The 16,402-nt window shown below is 64.3% G+C and carries 14 protein-coding genes; 5 read left to right on the forward strand and 9 right to left on the reverse strand.

Going from position 1 to position 16,402, the window contains the following annotated elements; translation table 11 throughout:
* Positions 1-2 precede the first annotated feature (2 nt).
* Positions 3-1,583 carry an aldehyde dehydrogenase (NADP(+)) gene (locus tag ACSBM8_RS08650; RefSeq protein WP_442681219.1) on the reverse strand — a complete coding sequence of 527 codons (1,581 nt, stop codon included), beginning with the start codon at positions 1,581-1,583 and terminating at the stop codon, positions 3-5.
* 97 nt (positions 1,584-1,680) lie between these two features.
* A complete protein-coding gene (locus ACSBM8_RS08655; RefSeq protein WP_442681220.1) occupies positions 1,681-2,418 on the reverse strand; it encodes a hypothetical protein in 738 nt (245 codons plus the stop codon).
* A gap of 299 nt (positions 2,419-2,717) precedes the next feature.
* Here ACSBM8_RS08655 and ACSBM8_RS08660 point away from each other — a divergent pair, with 299 nt between their 5' ends.
* The gene (locus ACSBM8_RS08660) at positions 2,718-3,875 is read left to right on the forward strand and encodes a glycosyltransferase (protein WP_442681221.1); all 1,158 of its coding nucleotides are present in this window, start codon (positions 2,718-2,720) and stop codon (positions 3,873-3,875) included.
* Between the two features lie 27 nt (positions 3,876-3,902).
* Here ACSBM8_RS08660 and ACSBM8_RS08665 read toward each other — a convergent pair whose 3' ends face one another.
* From ACSBM8_RS08665 to ACSBM8_RS08680, 4 genes are all read right to left on the reverse strand, one after another.
* Positions 3,903-5,378, reverse strand: coding sequence for a DUF389 domain-containing protein (locus tag ACSBM8_RS08665; protein ID WP_442681222.1), 1,476 nt, complete (start codon positions 5,376-5,378; stop codon positions 3,903-3,905).
* Between the two features lie 710 nt (positions 5,379-6,088).
* The gene (locus ACSBM8_RS08670) at positions 6,089-6,946 is read right to left on the reverse strand and encodes a hypothetical protein (RefSeq protein WP_442681223.1); all 858 of its coding nucleotides are present in this window, start codon (positions 6,944-6,946) and stop codon (positions 6,089-6,091) included.
* 394 nt (positions 6,947-7,340) lie between these two features.
* Positions 7,341-8,105 carry a LysM peptidoglycan-binding domain-containing protein gene (locus ACSBM8_RS08675; RefSeq protein ID WP_442681224.1) on the reverse strand — a complete coding sequence of 255 codons (765 nt, stop codon included), beginning with the start codon at positions 8,103-8,105 and terminating at the stop codon, positions 7,341-7,343.
* A gap of 327 nt (positions 8,106-8,432) precedes the next feature.
* Positions 8,433-8,693, reverse strand: coding sequence for an MEKHLA domain-containing protein (locus tag ACSBM8_RS08680; protein ID WP_442681536.1), 261 nt, complete (start codon positions 8,691-8,693; stop codon positions 8,433-8,435).
* Positions 8,694-8,878: 185 nt separating this feature from the next.
* On the opposite strand from ACSBM8_RS08680, the gene ACSBM8_RS08685 reads away from it, so the two are divergent.
* Entirely contained in the window at positions 8,879-9,559 is a 681-nt protein-coding gene (locus tag ACSBM8_RS08685; RefSeq protein ID WP_442681225.1) for a hypothetical protein, read from the forward strand.
* Between the two features lie 132 nt (positions 9,560-9,691).
* Entirely contained in the window at positions 9,692-10,690 is a 999-nt protein-coding gene (locus ACSBM8_RS08690; RefSeq protein WP_442681226.1) for a DUF3592 domain-containing protein, read from the forward strand.
* Positions 10,691-10,711: 21 nt separating this feature from the next.
* On the opposite strand, the gene ACSBM8_RS08695 is transcribed toward ACSBM8_RS08690, so the two are convergent.
* A complete protein-coding gene (locus ACSBM8_RS08695) occupies positions 10,712-11,326 on the reverse strand; it encodes a hypothetical protein (RefSeq protein WP_442681227.1) in 615 nt (204 codons plus the stop codon).
* 134 nt (positions 11,327-11,460) lie between these two features.
* Positions 11,461-13,734 (reverse strand): ATP-dependent helicase, encoded by a 2,274-nt coding sequence (locus ACSBM8_RS08700; protein WP_442681228.1) that lies wholly within the window; start codon positions 13,732-13,734, stop codon positions 11,461-11,463.
* A 435-nt stretch (positions 13,735-14,169) separates the two neighbouring features.
* Here ACSBM8_RS08700 and ACSBM8_RS08705 point away from each other — a divergent pair, with 435 nt between their 5' ends.
* Complete coding sequence (locus ACSBM8_RS08705; RefSeq protein ID WP_442681229.1) at positions 14,170-14,532, forward strand: hypothetical protein; 363 nt, start codon at positions 14,170-14,172, stop codon at positions 14,530-14,532.
* A gap of 90 nt (positions 14,533-14,622) precedes the next feature.
* Positions 14,623-15,894, forward strand: a complete 1,272-nt coding sequence (locus tag ACSBM8_RS08710; protein WP_442681230.1) for an MFS transporter — start codon at positions 14,623-14,625, stop codon at positions 15,892-15,894.
* Here ACSBM8_RS08710 and rsmD read toward each other — a convergent pair.
* A complete protein-coding gene (gene rsmD, locus ACSBM8_RS08715; protein WP_442681231.1) occupies positions 15,848-16,402 on the reverse strand; it encodes a 16S rRNA (guanine(966)-N(2))-methyltransferase RsmD in 555 nt (184 codons plus the stop codon). The genes ACSBM8_RS08710 and rsmD overlap by 47 nt on opposite strands.

Genomic DNA, 16,402 nt, shown 5'->3' on the forward strand with positions numbered 1-16,402 from the left:
GATCAGGCGGACTGTCGCGACGGGGCGGCGCCGAGCAGCGCCCGCTCGACGTTCAGGGGATTGTCGCGACGAAGCTCCGCCGGCAGCAGGCCGTCCGGCATGTCCTGATAGCTGACCGGCCGCAGCCAGCGCGCAATGGCGAGGCTGCCGACGGACGTGGTGCGGGAGTCGCTGGTGGCGGGGAAGGGGCCACCATGAACCATCGCATGCCCGACCTCGACGCCGGTACCGAAGCCGTCGAACAGGATGCGGCCGACCTTGCGTTCCAGGATCGGGATCAGTTTGGCGGCTTCGTCATGGTCCGCTTCCACCACATGGAGGGCGGCGGTCAATTGCCCTTCAAGCTTGCCGAGGGCGTCGCGCAGGGCCTCCAGCGAGGGGAAGCGGACGACGAGGGAGGCTGCGCCGAAAATCTCGTCCTGCAGTTCCTTATGCTGCGAGAACGCGTCTGCGGTGGTTTCGAACAAGGCCGCTTGGCCGCGGTGAAATTCCCCGGCCGCGCCCTTGGCGACGGTACGCACGTCACCGTGATCGGCAATTGCCGCCACCGCCGTCTCATAGGCGGCATGAATGCCGGGCGTGAGCATGGGCTGCGCCTGCATCTGCGCGAGTTCGGCAGCCGCTGCCTGGACGAAGCGATCCAGGGCCGGGCTGTCCACCGCCAGAACCAGTCCGGGGTTGGTGCAGAATTGGCCAGCGCCGAGCGTAAGCGAGCCCACAAAGGCTTTGGCGATCGCTTCGGGGCGTGCATCCAGCGCATGCGGCATCAGGATGACGGGGTTGATCGAGCTCATCTCGGCATACACCGGGATCGGCTCGGGACGGCGCTGCGCGATGTCGAGCAGCGCGAGGCCGCCCCGCCGCGAACCGGTGAAGCCGACGGCCTTGATGCGCGGATCGGCCACCAGATCGACACCAATTTCGTAGCCAGCATCGAACAGCAGTGAAAAGACACCCGCCGGCAGACCGGCATCCTTCACGGCTTTCGTGACCGCACTGCCGACCAGTTCGGACGTCCCAGGATGCGCGGGATGGGCCTTGGCCACAACCGGGGCGCCGGCCGCCAGCGCCGAGGCGGTGTCGCCACCCGCGACCGAGAAAGCGAGCGGGAAGTTCGAGGAACCGAATACCGCCACCGGGCCGAGCGGGATGTTGCGCAGGCGCAGATCGACACGGGGTGGCACGCGGGCCGGATCCGCCGGATCGACGCGCAGATCCTGATACCGTCCGTCGCGCACGACTTGCGCAAACATGCGCAGCTGGCCGACGGTGCGTCCGCGTTCGCCCTCCAGGCGCGGCCGGGGCAGGCCGGTTTCGGTCATGGCGCGCTCGATCAGAATGTCGCCTAGATCCAGGATATTCAGCGCGATCGCCTCCAGGAACGCGGCGCGAGCATCCGCAGGCAGGTTGCGGTACGTATCGAACGCCGCCTCGGCCGCTGCGCAGGCGGCATCCAGATCGGCGGCCGTTGCGCCGCCAAAGGCCGGTTCCAGCGTTTCACCCGTCGCCGGATTGACCGCGCGAACGGGCGCGCCGGTGCCGTGCCGCGCTTCGCCCGCGATAAACATCTCGCCCTGCATCATGCTGCTACTTCCTTATTGTCGGTTCGGCGGATTGCCGGGAGGGGTCGGTTGGCATTTGGTCGGCTGGGGCGCTGACATCAAGGTGTGCTTTCGGCGGTTAGCCCGCGATGACGCCCACTTCAGCCGGATCTATTTTTGACATGGCGACCGCGGTTTCCATCGCGATCTGGCAGGCTGTGCCCGGTGCGATCGCGCCGCCGGCCAGCGCGATTGCTTCCTGGATAGCGATGCCGCAGGCGATTGGCCATTCCGGCGGTGCCCCGCAAAATTGTTGCAGCATGGGCAGCAGCGACGGCCACATCGACGCGATAATGGTTTCCGGCACCTCGTTAGTGCCCGTACCGTCGGGAAAGCGGGGTCGCCCGAACGCGGGCGTGCCGACCGTGGCCGCGACGTGGCCGAAGATTTCGTGGAGGTCCGGCAATGTCCCGCCGGCGGTCTGAACACCGGCGGCCGCGAGGCTCCAGACGGAATATTGTTCCTCCGCCAAGGGCGCGTTGAGCGCATCGCCGAAAAAGCGGTTCTGGCCATCGATGGTGGTCGCAATCGTGAATGCCGGCGCGCGATTTTCCTGCGCCGCTACCGCGCGTACGCTCATCTGGCAGGCGAAGCCCGCTAATGCGCCCAGCGCCATGAACAGGGTTTCAACATGGACGCCCCGTTCGTCGCGGCTGCCGTCCATCGCGCGGTTGAGAACCTCCTTGGCGGCGACCTGCGCACCCGCCAACGGCACGTGCTTTCGTCGCTCAGCGACCGCATCGGCAAGCATGGCCTGTTTGTCCGATGCGGAGGGCGCGGCTGCGGTCGCTTTCCGATTGAACCATTTCCCTAGCATTGCGCGCCGCTCCTTTGTCTCATCCGCGTCAGCGTCTCTGCCGCCTTCCCGTCGCCGGATCGAGCGTAGCGTGCGGGCGGCATGCAATCAGGATCGCCGTAACCATTATGCCCGCGCACTGCAGGTGCCAAACCGTGGTGCGATAATATGTAAATCGAATGACATGTCAGCCTGGCGCCATGGGCAGACGGGGCATGGGTGCCTTTAATCCGAGCGGGTGGCGGCCTTGAACGTCAAGGATGGCGGAATTGTCATGAAGCTGTCACCGCGGCGCAACGCGGCACGGCTAGTTTGCAGCCATGGCTACCATGCTTGCACACGCCGATGCATCGCTTCAGCAGCCATTCGCCGCGGCGGAGCGGCGCGCGAAAATAGCGATATTGCTGTTCGATCTGGCAGCCACGGGGGTTACCCGTAACGCTCTGATGCTGTCCGCCTATCTGGCAGAAACTGCGGATGTCACCTTGCTGGTCGTCAGCCGCAGCGGTGTACTCGCGCCACTGGTGGATCCGCGCGTTCGGCTGCTGGCGCTGACGCAGTCGAAGGGGCGTCCGGGCGTGCAGCATCTCCTGGTCGCGGCAAGGCGGCTGCGGCGTTTCGTGCGCAAGGAAGCGCCGGAAATGGTGCTGTCGGTTGGCAACCGCACGCATCTCGTCGCCAGTCTGGCCGGCAAGTTTGGTCCGGATACCGCCATGGTCTATCGGTTGAGCAACAGCCTGGAACATAAGGGCGGGCGCGATGGTGCATTGGGGCGGCTGCGGCGCGCCTTGTCGCTCCGGCTCATCGCCTCCACGGCGACGGAATTGCTGGCCGTCTCTCCCAGCGTCGCGCGCGAGGCGACGGCGCTCGGCAAGCCGGTGCGCACGATCCGCAACGGGGTCGACGTTGCGGCCGTGCGTGAGCGATCGCACGCGCCATTGCCAGCGCATGTATATTTGCCGTCCGACATGCCCTGGGCGCTTTCGATCGGTCGCCTGGTCGAGCAGAAAAACCATGAGGCGGCGGTCGATGCGCTGGCCGTGGCCAACCGCACGACGGAAATGGCACTCGTCATCCTCGGAGAAGGCTCCGATGCTGCGAAGGCCGCGTTGCGCGCCCGCGCCCGCGCGCTGGGTGTCGAGGATCGACTATATATCATCGGCACGGTCGAAAACCCGTTCCCGATCGTGCGGCGCGCCAGCGTCTTCCTGATGACGTCGCTGTGGGAAGGCTGCTCGAACGCGCTTTTGGAAGCAATGGCGTGCGGCCTGCCGATCGTCGCATCCGATCGCGCGGGTGATGCCGCCAATCTGCTCGGCTTCGGCCGCTTCGGCCTGCTGGTGGACGCAGCCAATGCCGACGATATCGCGGCGGCGCTGCTGACGCAGATCGGCGACAAGGCAGTGCTGCCAGGGCGTCGGGTCGAGGCGTTCGACGTGGCGGTAACGCTGCGGAGTTACGCGCAACTCGTCGCGTAGAGCGGACAGGCCCGCGGATCGGCAGCGCTACCGTTCTTCTTTGGGTTCAGAAGTCGGCCATCGCCAGCGGAGGCGACCCCGATCCGCCGCTGCTGCGGCCCGCCCGCCACGCTCCTGAATTCCCGCCACGATCGCAGTGCGTTGGCCCGGCGTGCCGCCGACAATGTCCACATCCCGTGATCGCCGCGCGGATGCCCAGGCGGCAAGATCGAGCGCGCCTGTGTCGATCACTCCGTGATCGATCGCAAGGTCGGGGAGCGGTACGTCCGGGGGAGGCTCCAACCGCACGGTCCAGTCGGGCAGGGCACGCGCGGCCCTCGTTTCGAGCAGCCGATAGCCTGCCAGCGTCAGGCCCGGCATCGGGGCGGCCGTCGCACTCAGCCGGTGCGCTGCGGGATCGACCTGGACAGCGTCCGACGGTATACCCGCCACAAGGGCCAAATCCGCGACGGCGCGATCATTCTGCTCGGCCGTACCCGGCTTGGTCGCATCGGCTGCATGCGCCAATTGAGCGGCTTCCAAGGCTCCGGGCTCGGGCGAAATGCGGATTTGATCGACGTGCAGATCGACCGGCTGCCCGAAGGAACGGGCCAGATCCTGCGCCAGTGCGCGATCGGCCCCGGCGGCAATTTTGGGGGTCAACATCACGGCGCGGATACGCATCGGCCGCGCACTTTGGTCGATATCCATCAGGCTGAGGCGCGCGCCTTCGGGGAAGCGCCGATACAATATCTCTCGTGCCTGCCGCTGCGCCACCGCCTCGAACGCGATCCGCTTCAGGGCCGCGCCGAGCGGGACTGAAAGGAGGCCAACTGCCGCCACGAACAGGATGAGCTGCCAGCCGGTGTGGGCAGGCGAAAGGTGACTACCAAAGCCGTAAAGTCGGGCGACGAGTGCGGCAGTAAGTGCGATCGTGACCGCATTGGTCAGGAACAACAGCAGCGCGCCCGAAAAGATCGTCCAATTCCATGTCGCGATCCCGAAGCCGACCACCACCAGCGGGGGCATCAGCGCGATGGCGATAGCCACGCCAACCACGGTGCCGCCCCGGCCCCTGATCAACGCATATCCGCCGGCAATGGCAGAGAGCAGCGCCACCAGCAGATCGAAGAGAGTGGGTTGCGTTCGGCCGGCAATCTCGCTCGTCACCGTCTGAACCGGCGATACGCTGATCAATAGGACGGACAGCAGGATCGCGATGGCAGAGCCGAGCACCAAGGCGGCGGCCGCGCGCCGGATCTCGGCAAAATCGAAGGTCGCGATGCCGAAGCCCAGGCCGATTATAGGCATCATCAGGGGCGACAGCAGCATCGCCCCGATCAATACCGCCACCGACGGCATCAACAGGCCCAGAAGGGAAATCGCCGCCGAAATGATGATCAGAAAGGCATAGCGGCCGGACCAGCCTGCCTCATGGCTGATCTCCCGCAGCACGGCATCATGATCGACGGTCCGCACGACCCTCAACTGCCACCAGCGCATCAGCGTTCGCGGCCCGCTCATTATACCGTGCGCGCTCATCATTCCCCAACCGTGACCTACATCACCATGGGCTATGCTTCAGGCGTCGGGATGTTCCTTCCTTGGGGCGGGGCGGCCGTTGCTGATGCCATTAACTCGTAAGTCTATATATCTAGACATCAGAGCGGCGGCGAGATGCAGGGGGCTTAAATTGCTGACCTGGAGCAAAGCCTTGCCTGGGAGGTCGCAATTTGGCCGAAGGCACCAATCTGCCGGATCGCGCAATTGGTTATACTGATGCTGGCGACACACTGGTCAGCGTGCAGGATATACTCCCTTTGCGCGGGACGTCAGCGGGAGGCGCTATTCTACCGTGGGTGATCTCAACCGCTTCCTCGAGGCAGTCGCCACGCATCGCCTGTTGCGCGCGGATACGCTTCAGCAATTGATTACCGGCGGCGTCACGCCGCCGATGGCAAATTCGTTCATTATGATTTCGGTGGCACAGCCACGGAGCGGGGCGCTTCATAGGCCATGACGGTGAGGCGCCTGGTATCAGCGGTACGGTCACCCGCTTTCTCGATAGCGGATAAAGCGTGATCGTCCTCGCCAATCGCGATCCCGGCGTCGCCGAGAGCATCGGTAAGTTTGCGGTCCACCGGTTGCCCGCCAGATGATCGGGCCGCGGCGATCCAAGCGCTCCGCACCTATCAAGGACGACCATCGGCCAAAGGCCAGAGCGTGTTACCCGCTTACCGCTTTGTCTCAATCGTAGGCGCCGGTATCTCGATAGGAGCGACGCGTAATTCGGCTGGCGCCGCCGGCCTTGCCACCGCCAGCTGGTCGATCCCAAGTTTGCGATACGTCTGCTCCATGCGCGCATCCCGCTGCGCATAAGCCTGGAGTAACAGCGCGGCCTTCCGCGCTACCAGCGGATTGGCGGCGGCTTGTGCGATCAGCCGGCTCGGCGCGCCGAACGCCGTCTCAGCATAGGTGTTGAAGTCATTCTCCAGCGACGTCGCGCCATAGGAGGACAGGAAGCCATCGTGCACGCCGCCCGGAGCATCATGCCGCAGCGCTTCGTCACTGCGCTGATCGGGGCGCCACCCAGCCGGTAGGAGCGCCTGCCAGCGTGCCTGTATTTCGGGCTCCCGCTGCAGCAGCAAGGAGCTGAATTCATGATGCACGCCCAACCGCGCGGTCTCGCGGATGCCGTCAGGGCCGACGCTGGGATCGGTGGCCAGGACGATCCAGGCCGGACCATAGGTGCCACCAGCGTGCTCGGCCCCGAAGAGCAGCGTTCCGCAGAGAAAGATCGCCCTGCATAATGCCGCATAGAAACCAGCCGGATAGACCGATAGTGATTGCTCGATGGCGTCCAGCGCCTCCGCCACATCCGTAATCTCCGCCTGGGTCGCGCTACCATCGGGGATGGCAGCGTCGTGCGGACCGTAAGGCGGGACGTAAAAGGAGGCTGGATCGCCGTAGCCAATGAATAACCCGTTAGCGCGGCCTATCGCGGCTGCCTTGGCGGCAATGTCTTCCTGGCTCGCAGCGGGGGCACGGCGCAGCAGGTACGCGCCACCTCCGACTGCCGCCGTAGCGAGCATAGTGAAACCGAAGCTGCGTCTAGTGAAGATAGCGTTCGTCACGGGCGAGGATGGTGCGGGTGTGCATATGCTGGCTGTAGCGTAATCGTTACCCCAGCAGTCGCCGGGATCGCGGCACGAGGCAGTACCACGGCGGCACTACGCCATAGAGCCGCACCGCGGGTGAAGGCCGCAGCGGCAGCGGCGAAAGACGCCGGATCGTCGGCCGTGCCAACCCCAGCGGTAAAGAAATCTTCAACCAGCGTACCAACTACGATCGCTGCGCCAACGACGACCAGCCCACCACCGATCACCCGGTTCCAGTTCGTCCCCGGTGCAGGCGCGGGAGACCGTAAAGGCTGCGCGCGTGGGCCGTTCGGAGGGGGCGGGTTCGGCGTAGCTTCAATGACAATCGTTACGCCCATCGCGACGTAGAGGAAGTCAGGAACACTGCCCTGCAGCTTCGGCAGACGTATTTCGTATCTGAGCTTGGAATTGGGCTCTGCGAGTTGATCTCGATACCCACCGCGGTGGCTGGCGTATGCGGGATGTTGCTCTGCGAGACTAGCATCGAACGATAGGTGACCTTGTTGCCAGGGCCGTCATATACCAATCGGGTATCGTTTATGAGCGCGCCAAATGCATGGTTGGCCTGCGATGTCATTTGCAGCTCAATCTCATGACGGTTGGTCACGTAGAGAGCCGGCGCAGTGGCCCGCGAGATCAGCACAACATCACCCGTCATTTTCATCTCTAAGGTGAAACCAGGCTGGTGGATCGGTGGAAACTTGATGTCGTCGAGCTTGTATTTGAATGAGATCGGCGATCGTACATGCGGAAGCTGTTGCGACAGCGGACCGTCGGGCTGCGATCCGCGGTGAAGCGGCTGCGGCCGGCCGGCATTACTCGGTTGCGTATTACTTGTCGGATGTCCGGCATGGGAGGCCGCAGTATGTGTGGACGCTGCATGGCCGCCGCTAAATCCAGGAAGGACTGGGATCAACAACTGCTGGTCTGGGTAAATCAGATCCGGGTCGGGAACGCCGCGCCCAGTGCGGGCAATGACGTCACGGCGATTATTATATTGCCATATACGGGGCCACTGAGTGGCGTCCCCAAGCTGATTTTTGGAGATCGTCCAGAGATTGTCGCCACGGCGGACCCGATACGTCAGCATCATCTAACCTCCAACGAAGTGGCGTCGCCTCCGATTGGCGTTGCCGCAAATTAATAAGCGTATGACCAGCTGTTAAACGCGATCTTGGCGAGACAGTGCCCACAAACCATGAATGCGCTGCATTACGGCGCTGAGGCGCGGGGCTTTGTTGGCGCCGGTCGAGGATGCCGTCTGCAAGAGGGGGCTGGCGTCTGCGGCAATCAGGCCTCCGAGCTACTGAAAACTTATCGGTCACGTGTGAAATCGCTTTCAGTGCGACGGCACCCCGCGGGATTGTGCTGCTTATCAGGCTTTCTAACCTGTCGACGTCGCGGTTTGGCATGAAAGGCACTAACTTGGTCGACAAGGTTCCACACGGTGGGTCCTCGATCCGGAACCTGCGGCCGCTCCGAAAGCCAATGCAGGCATGATCGGCCCTGAACCGGTTCGGGTGACATAGTCGAGCAGCCGTCGCCGCTCTTGCCGCTGACGCGGCTTCACGGAAAACCTGAATGGCATGTCCGTGAATTGCGCCGCGCTCATTTCGAAAGCCTGCAGCCGCACCGCATTGCCGAAAAATATTGGGTTCTCCCCCCGTGCCGTGCGCCACATGGCTACGCGGGGCGGGCCAAAGCGCCAACACAGCTCGGCTCCGGTCGCCAATCGGCCTGCATTATAATGTTCAATCAACAGCAAGCGCCTCAATAACACGGAATTACGCTCATAATGCACGCTCAGCCGCGCATTTTCGGGATGCTCGCGACGTCCACGCCGGAGTCTGTCATCAGGATGATGCAGTGCTGGGCATCGCTGCCGCCGGCGGGCTCGTTCGCTGGCGGCAGCTAACAACTAGGCGGCCGGTGCTTCGGCGCGCCTTGCTTGCACTACGAGCGGGGCTATTCTGTCGCCACTGGTACATTAGCGGAGAGTTTTGCATGCGTGCGGGTCACATCGAAGACACGATCGTCTGGGACAGCAATGGCCTGGGAGAATTCACGCCCCATGTCCCGTTATTTGCCGACAACATCCCGGTCGTGCTGTTTCCTGCTGCTGGCGCCGAACCCGTTCTGACCGAGAAGATGGCGGCGACGATCACGGACGTCCTCAATCTCGGCCCCGAACATTTGCCGGGGGTGAAGGACATGTTGTGGGACGAAGCGAATTTCTCGTTTCAAGTCGCCGATTATGGCGTCGAACCCGAGGATGGTGAGACATCGCTGGAGGCGCATCTACGCGAGTTCGGCATCACCGATCCGGAGGCCGCCTATGCCAAGAGCCGCATCAACGCGATCCATATCAACGACGAGTTTGCGGCGCGGTTTGCGGAGGTGAAGATCGCGACGGGTGCAGAGACGCTGATCAGCATCATTATCAAGGACGGCCGTATCATCGACTGGGATGACGACGGCACTTATCTCCGCTGGTTCGAGGAAGATGAACAGGCCGCGGAGAAAAAACGGGCGAAGGTGCTCGGCTGATACGTGCGCGACAAGGTCATATATGCATCGTAAAGGCAGCTACGCCTTGTTCCAGTCCGGCCTGTGATTGCCATGTCGCGCGGTGTCGATCGTATCAGGCGTGTCCTTAACGTCCTTCTGGTGATGCTCGCTATGGCCGGGCCAGTGGTTTTCCTGTGCCTCATCCTGTCGCCAAAGTTCGCCGAGTCCGTGCCGTTCGGGACAGACGATGCGGTTACGGTTCCCGCTTCCATCGCATCCTGCACGCCCCGTAGGAATGGCACCCGCAAGCGGTCTGAAGTCGTCTGCCGCTTCATCTACGCGGTTGGGGGCAAGCGTTATGCCGCGGAGGATGTGGCGTGGAGCCGCAACGATCCGTTTCTCACATCCGCGCGGCTTGACCGGGTGTTAGCCGATTTCAGGACGCATCCGGCGCGACGGGCGAGAGTGTCGCGCGACGATCCTGCGGATGCCGCGCTGATGGACGAACGTTGGGTTACGCCTCCGCCCTTATGGCTGTGTCTTCTCGGGTTGTTCATCCTCATGGCGATCGCCATCGTCCGCCTCGATCCCTCCGATATCCCCTATCGCCGGGCCGATCTCGCGCCCGATCCGGCGACGGGATACCTCGAACCGATCAACCACCATCGTCGCAATCTTGTGCGGCGGCGGCTGGCGGGGCAGGGGCTGGCTGCGCTGGTGGCGGGTGGCATCTGCCTGTTCGGCATCTCCAATCAGCCGGCGAATGTCGTGGCGCAGCTCGGAATGACTTCACTGCGGCCGGTGCCGGCGCGCCTGGTGGATTGCGAGCATCGTTATTATCGCGCTGGCCGGACTGGCCACGATCAGCTCAACTGCGATTTCCGCTACAGGATTGGCGGAAGACTTTATCGCGGCAGCGCGGAAGCTGTCCGGTTCGGTTTGATACCGACAGCAGCACGCATGGACGCGGAAGTGGCACGTCTGCAGACTCAGCCGCAGGTAACGGCTTATGTCGATCCCCGTCATCCCGGCTACGCCTGGGCCTTCCTTCGCAACGATATCTTTCTCCCCTTTAGCTGGGGATTGTTCGAGCTGCAGCTATGCCTGCTTGTGCTGGTTTCCGGCGGGATCATCGGTGCAAGCATCGTGCGCGGATATCGCGCCGCGTGAGGCCGCCCCTGCGAACGGCCATCAATAATACCAGACGAATTTCCTGACTTTATACGGCGCGGGCGCGGTAAACAGCGCGATCAATAGGCGGTCGCCGGATCCCGGCATAAGCCTGATCATATTGGCGGCCTTCAGCCGTTTGACCGGCCGCGCTGCGACCACATCCGCTAGCGTTGTATGATATAGTCCGATGAGCCGGGCGTCCGGCAGGCTGTTGGACAGGCGTGCGGTTACCGGTGCGGTGATCGGCGAAGGCGGCCTGATCCGAATCGCGTCGGGCTGCGCGGTCCCATCCGCGACGATCCCGTCGCACCGCGTGGTTTTGGTGTCTGGCGTCGCGCAATGGAATATCGCCGTCGGTGGAAGTCGCCATCCCGCGGGGCTTATCACGGCGATCAGCGTGCGTTCCCGCTCGGCGATCTGGCGATCCAGCTCGATGGCCTCGCAGGCGACGGGGTTATCGTTCGCCGGATCACGCGCATAGCGATATAACGAGCGGAGCGCAGATGCAGCGGGAGCTTTGTCAATGGCGGCCTGCAACCCCCGATATTGCGGAAGAAAGGGGCAGGCGGACGCTTGTTCGGCAACTGGGCCCTGCGATAGCGTGAAAAGCACGGTGCTTGCGATACCGAGCATCACAACGGATCCTTCGCAGCGACGCGCACCACGCGCGTCGTCCCATGGTTAGGGAGAGATCTTGCCGAGCCGAGCCTGATCATCGGGCGCCGCCCCCTTGCCACTTTGACACGAAATGTCGGGTAAGAGCGTAATCACCCCACCTGCACAAAACTATCCAGCACTCGCTTCCGACCGGAATGCTCGAAGTCGATCTCCAGCTTGTTGCCCTCAATCTCCGCGATCAGGCCGTACCCAAACTTGGAATGAAACACGCGCTGTCCCAGCGCGATGTCCGCCCGCGGTTTGGCCGCGAACGACGCTGCGCTCGACTTCACCTCCGCCAGCCGCGTCGGGCTCATATCCAGCGGCTTGCCTACCGCGCGTTGCCAGCCGGGCCCGCGCGTCTGTGCGCGCGCGACGTGCGCGAACGGGTCGGCCTGCTCGCTCCATTGCGCGCGCCACAGGCTTTCGCCGCCGCTCATCGTCGTCTCGCTCTCGATATGCTCGTCAGGCAGTTCGTTGACGAAGCGGGAGGGGATGGACGACGTCCACTGGCCATAGATGCGCCGGTTGGCGGCATGCAGGATGAAGGCGCGGCGCCGCGCGCGCGTAATCGCGACATAGGCCAGCCGCCGCTCCTCTTCGAGGGAGGCGGTGCCGCCCTCGTCGAGCGCGCGCTGCGACGGGAACACGCCTTCCTCCCAGCCGACCAGGAAGACCGTATCATATTCCAGGCCTTTGGCGGCGTGGATCGTCATGATCGTCACCTTCGCCTCGTCGGCATTGGCCTCATTGTCCATGACGAGACTGACATGCTCCAGGAACGCGCCCAGCGTCTCATATTCCTCCATCGCGCGCGCCAGCTCGGTCAGGTTCTCCAGCCGTCCTGCAGCCTCGGTCGAGCGCTCCGCCTGCAGCATCGCAGTATAGCCGCTCTCGTCGAGCATGATCCGCGCGAGCTCGGCATGGGGCAGATCGCCCAGCTTGGCGCGCCAGCGCGCGATATCGCCGATCAGATTGCCGAGCGCGCGCCGTGCCTGCGGGGTCAACTCGTCCGTGTCGAGGATACGCGCGGCGGCGTGCGTGAGGGGGAGGCCTTCCGCGCGCGCCAATTGGTGCAGCTTGGTCACCGCCTTGTCGCCGATGCCGCGCTTGGGCGTGTTGACGATCCGCTCGAACGCCAGATCATCAGCTGGTTGAGCGATGACGCGCAGATAGGCAAGCGCGTCGCGGATCTCGGCGCGCTCATAGAAGCGGAAGCCGCCGACGATGCGGTAGGGCATGCCGATCGCGATGAAGCGGTCCTCGAACTCACGGGTCTGGAACTGCGCGCGCACCAGGATCGCAACCTTGTCGATCGTCGTGCCGCTGCGCTGCGCGCTTTCAATCTCCTCGCCAACGCGGCGCGCTTCCTCCGGCCCGTCCCAGATGCCGATCACGCGCACCTTCTCGCCGGCTTCCTCCTCGGTCCACAAGGTCTTGCCGAGCCGCCCGCCATTATGCGCGATCACGCCCGATGCCGCGGCGAGGATGTGCGGGGTGGAGCGATAATTCTGTTCGAGCTTGATCACCTTGGCGCCGGGGAAATCGCGCTCGAAGCGAAGGATGTTGGCGACCTCGGCGCCGCGCCACGAATAGATGGACTGATCGTCGTCGCCGACGCAGCAGATATTCTTGCGCTCCTGCGCGAGCAGCCGCAGCCACAGATACTGGCTGGCATTGGTGTCCTGATATTCGTCGACCAATATGTAGCGGAAACGCTGCTGATAGCTTTCCAGGACGTCGCGGTGCGTCTTCAGGATTACCAGCATGTGCAGCAAAAGATCGCCGAAATCGCAGGCGTTCACCGCTTTCAGCCGCGTCTGGTACGCCGCGTAGAGCTCCTGGCCACGGCCATTGGCGAAGGCTTCGCTTTCGGCCGCGTCGATCTCGGCGGGCGTCCAGCCCCGGTTCTTCCAGCGGTCGATCAGCCCGGCGAGCGCGCGTGCCGTCCAACGTTTCTCGTCGAGCTCGGCGGCGATGATCAGCTGTTTGAGCAGGCGTAGCTGATCGTCCGTGTCGAGGATCGTGAAATTGCTCTGCAGTCCCACCAGCTCCGCGTGCCGCCGCAGCATCTTGGCCGCGACCGAATGGAAGGTGCCGAGCCAGGGCATCCCCTCGACCGCTTCGCCCATGATCCGCCCGACGCGCTCGCGCATCTCGCGCGCCGCCTTGTTGGTGAAGGTCACCGCGAGGATCTCGCTCGGCCACGCACGCCGCGTGGCGATCAGATGCGCCAGTCGCGCTGTCAGCGCCGCCGTCTTGCCCGTACCTGCACCCGCCAGCACCAGCACCGGGCCATCGGTGGTCAGGACCGCCTCACGCTGGGGTTCATTCAATCCGCGGAGATAGGGCGGGTCGTTGGGGGAGGGGGCGGGAAGACTCACAAGCGAACAGGTAGGGAACGGCGTGCGCCGGGGCAACCGTTACCGGCCTGTGCCAAGGACGACGCCACGGGTGGACAGTATGAAATTGGTCCGCCGCTACAAAAACGGTCCACAATGCAGCGACCGCACAAAACTGCATCCGGCTCCGCGCATTGGGCGGCCGCCTCCGCAACGCAGGCTAATGGCTGCTTCAACCCGTTGACGGTAACGGCATAATGATACGGGTGGGGCTTCCGCCTGCGTCGCACGTCCCGCAACCGCATTCCGTACAAATCCGTTCGGCTGGTCAGAGAAAGGCCGCCGACGGGCCCTTTCCCGCGACAGATCGCTTCGGAGGCGGAACTTTCCGGCGGCAGCGCCGTACCTGCCTTGCCGCCCCGCACCCGGAAGGTGCGGGCGACGGGTCTCACGACCCGGATAGCAAGGAGTCATCCCATGAAGGCCACTTTTCTGATCGCAGCTTCGCTGATCGTCGGCACCGCCGCAATCGCGCAAACCACTACGCCCGATACCGCGGCGCCGGCCACGACCGACAGCAGCATGAGCCCGCAGACCGCGCCGGCTGACGCTGCCGCCCCCGCCGATGCGGCCGCTCCGGCCACGGCACCGATGCCCGCCGATGCGGCCGCACCTGCAGCCGATCCCTCGGCAACGGCGCCGGCAGCCGGCACCGCAAATGCAATGCCGCAGCCGACGACGGCTGACATGTCCAGCTACCCGTCCTGCTCGCGCAGCGTGACCGATCACTGCGTGCAGCGCGGCGGTACCGCGACGAAGCATGCGCGTCGTCGCCGTTAACTGAAGAAAGCACGGGCGCGCGGTTGACCGCCGCCGCCCGTGCCGCCAATCCCCACTGCTGCGGCATCAAATCGCCGCGGGAGTGGGGATATGGCAGCCAAGGCACCGCCTTCGACACGCCGGGTGCTGATCGCCAGCCTCGTCGGGACCGGCATCGAATTTTACGATTTCTACGTCTACACCACGGCTGCGGCCTTGGTGTTTGGGCAGCTCTTCTTTCCCCAGGCGTCCCACACTGCGCAACAGATGTTGTCGTTCGCCACAATCGGCGTTGCCTTTGTCGCCCGCCCGCTGGGTTCGATCTTCTTCGGTCATTTCGGCGACCGCGTCGGCCGTAAATCCACTCTGGTCGCTTCGCTGCTGACAATGGGTATATCGACAACGCTGGTGGCCTGCCTTCCCACCTATCTCAGCGCGGGCTGGATCGCGGCGCTGATGCTATGCGTGCTGCGTTTCGGCCAAGGGTTTGGGCTGGGCGGCGAGTGGGGCGGGGCGGCCTTGCTCGCGGTGGAGAATGCGCCGCCGGGCAAGCGCGCCCGCTACGGCATGTTTCCGCAGCTTGGCGCCCCGGCCGGTTTCATCGCCGCCAACGGACTTTTCCTCATCCTGGGCGCGGTGCTGACACCACAGCAATTCCACGACTGGGGCTGGCGCGTACCGTTCGCGCTGTCGGCCTTGCTGGTGGGCGTTGGTCTGTGGATCCGGCTCAAGCTCGTCGAAACCCCCGAATTTGCCGCATCGCTGGCGGAAGCGCCGCCGCCGGCCGTGCCATTGGGAGAGCTGGTCACGCGCCATTTCGGGGCGCTGGCGACCGGGACCGTCGGCGCGATCGCCTGTTTTGCACTGTATTACGTCGCGACCGCTTTCGCGCTGGGCTATGGAACGAAGACGCTGGGCTACAGCATGGAACAGTTTCTGGCGGTCCAGCTGGGCGCGATCCTGTTCATGGCGGGGGGCATCTATGCCTCGGCGTGGCTGGCCGATCTCCATTTCGACGAGCGCCGCGTGCTGATGCTGGGCTGCGTTGCGACCATGCTGGGCGGCTTGCTGATGGCACCGCTGATGGGATCGGGCTCGCTGCTGCTGGTATTTGTGTTTCTGGCGCTGGCATTGACGATGATGGGCTTTGTCTACGGCCCGCTTGGGTCCTGGCTGCCGAGCCTGTTTCCGGCGCGGGTGCGCTACACAGGCGTATCGATGGCCTTCAATGTGGCGGGCGTGCTGGGTGGCGGCCTCACGCCGCTCGTGGCGCAGGCACTGGCGGCGCGCGGCGGTCTTTCACTGGTGGGTTTATATTGCAGCGGTGCGGCGCTGATCAGTCTGATTGCGCTGCTTGTGTCCGGGCGAGCACGGAAAGTTTAGCCAAGCCGTAGGTGCGCTCCGCCTCCAGCGTCCACCCTTCGGCGGCGACGCTTTCCTGCTTGTGCGTCTCCACGGTCGCCCAAGCGGACGCGCCGGCCCAGCCCAGGCGCGTCAGGCGTTCGATAAGGGCGCCCGCACCGCCGCTGCCATAAGGCGGATCAAATAACAGCAGATCATAGGCGCGACGCGACGGCCCCAGCGAGGCGACCGGGCTGGCGATGACCTCGCCCGGGGCCCCGAGCATGGCGACGTTGGCTTTGAGCGCTTTGATAGCGTCGCGGTCATGATCGACGAAGGTGCAATATGCGGCTCCGCGGGAGATCGCCTCCAGCCCCAGGGCACCGGTGCCGGCGAAAATGTCGGCCACGTTCAAACCCTCGAACGATCCGATCCGGCTGGTGAGGATGGAGAACAAGGCTTCCCGCGTGCGATCCGCCGTCGGCCGGGTGGTTTCGCCCGATGGCGCCCGCAATACGCGCCCGCGCCATTTGCCTGCGATGATGCGCAT

The organism is Sphingomonas sp. ASY06-1R, from assembly GCF_052180265.1.
GTDB lineage: Bacteria > Pseudomonadota > Alphaproteobacteria > Sphingomonadales > Sphingomonadaceae > Sphingomonas_I.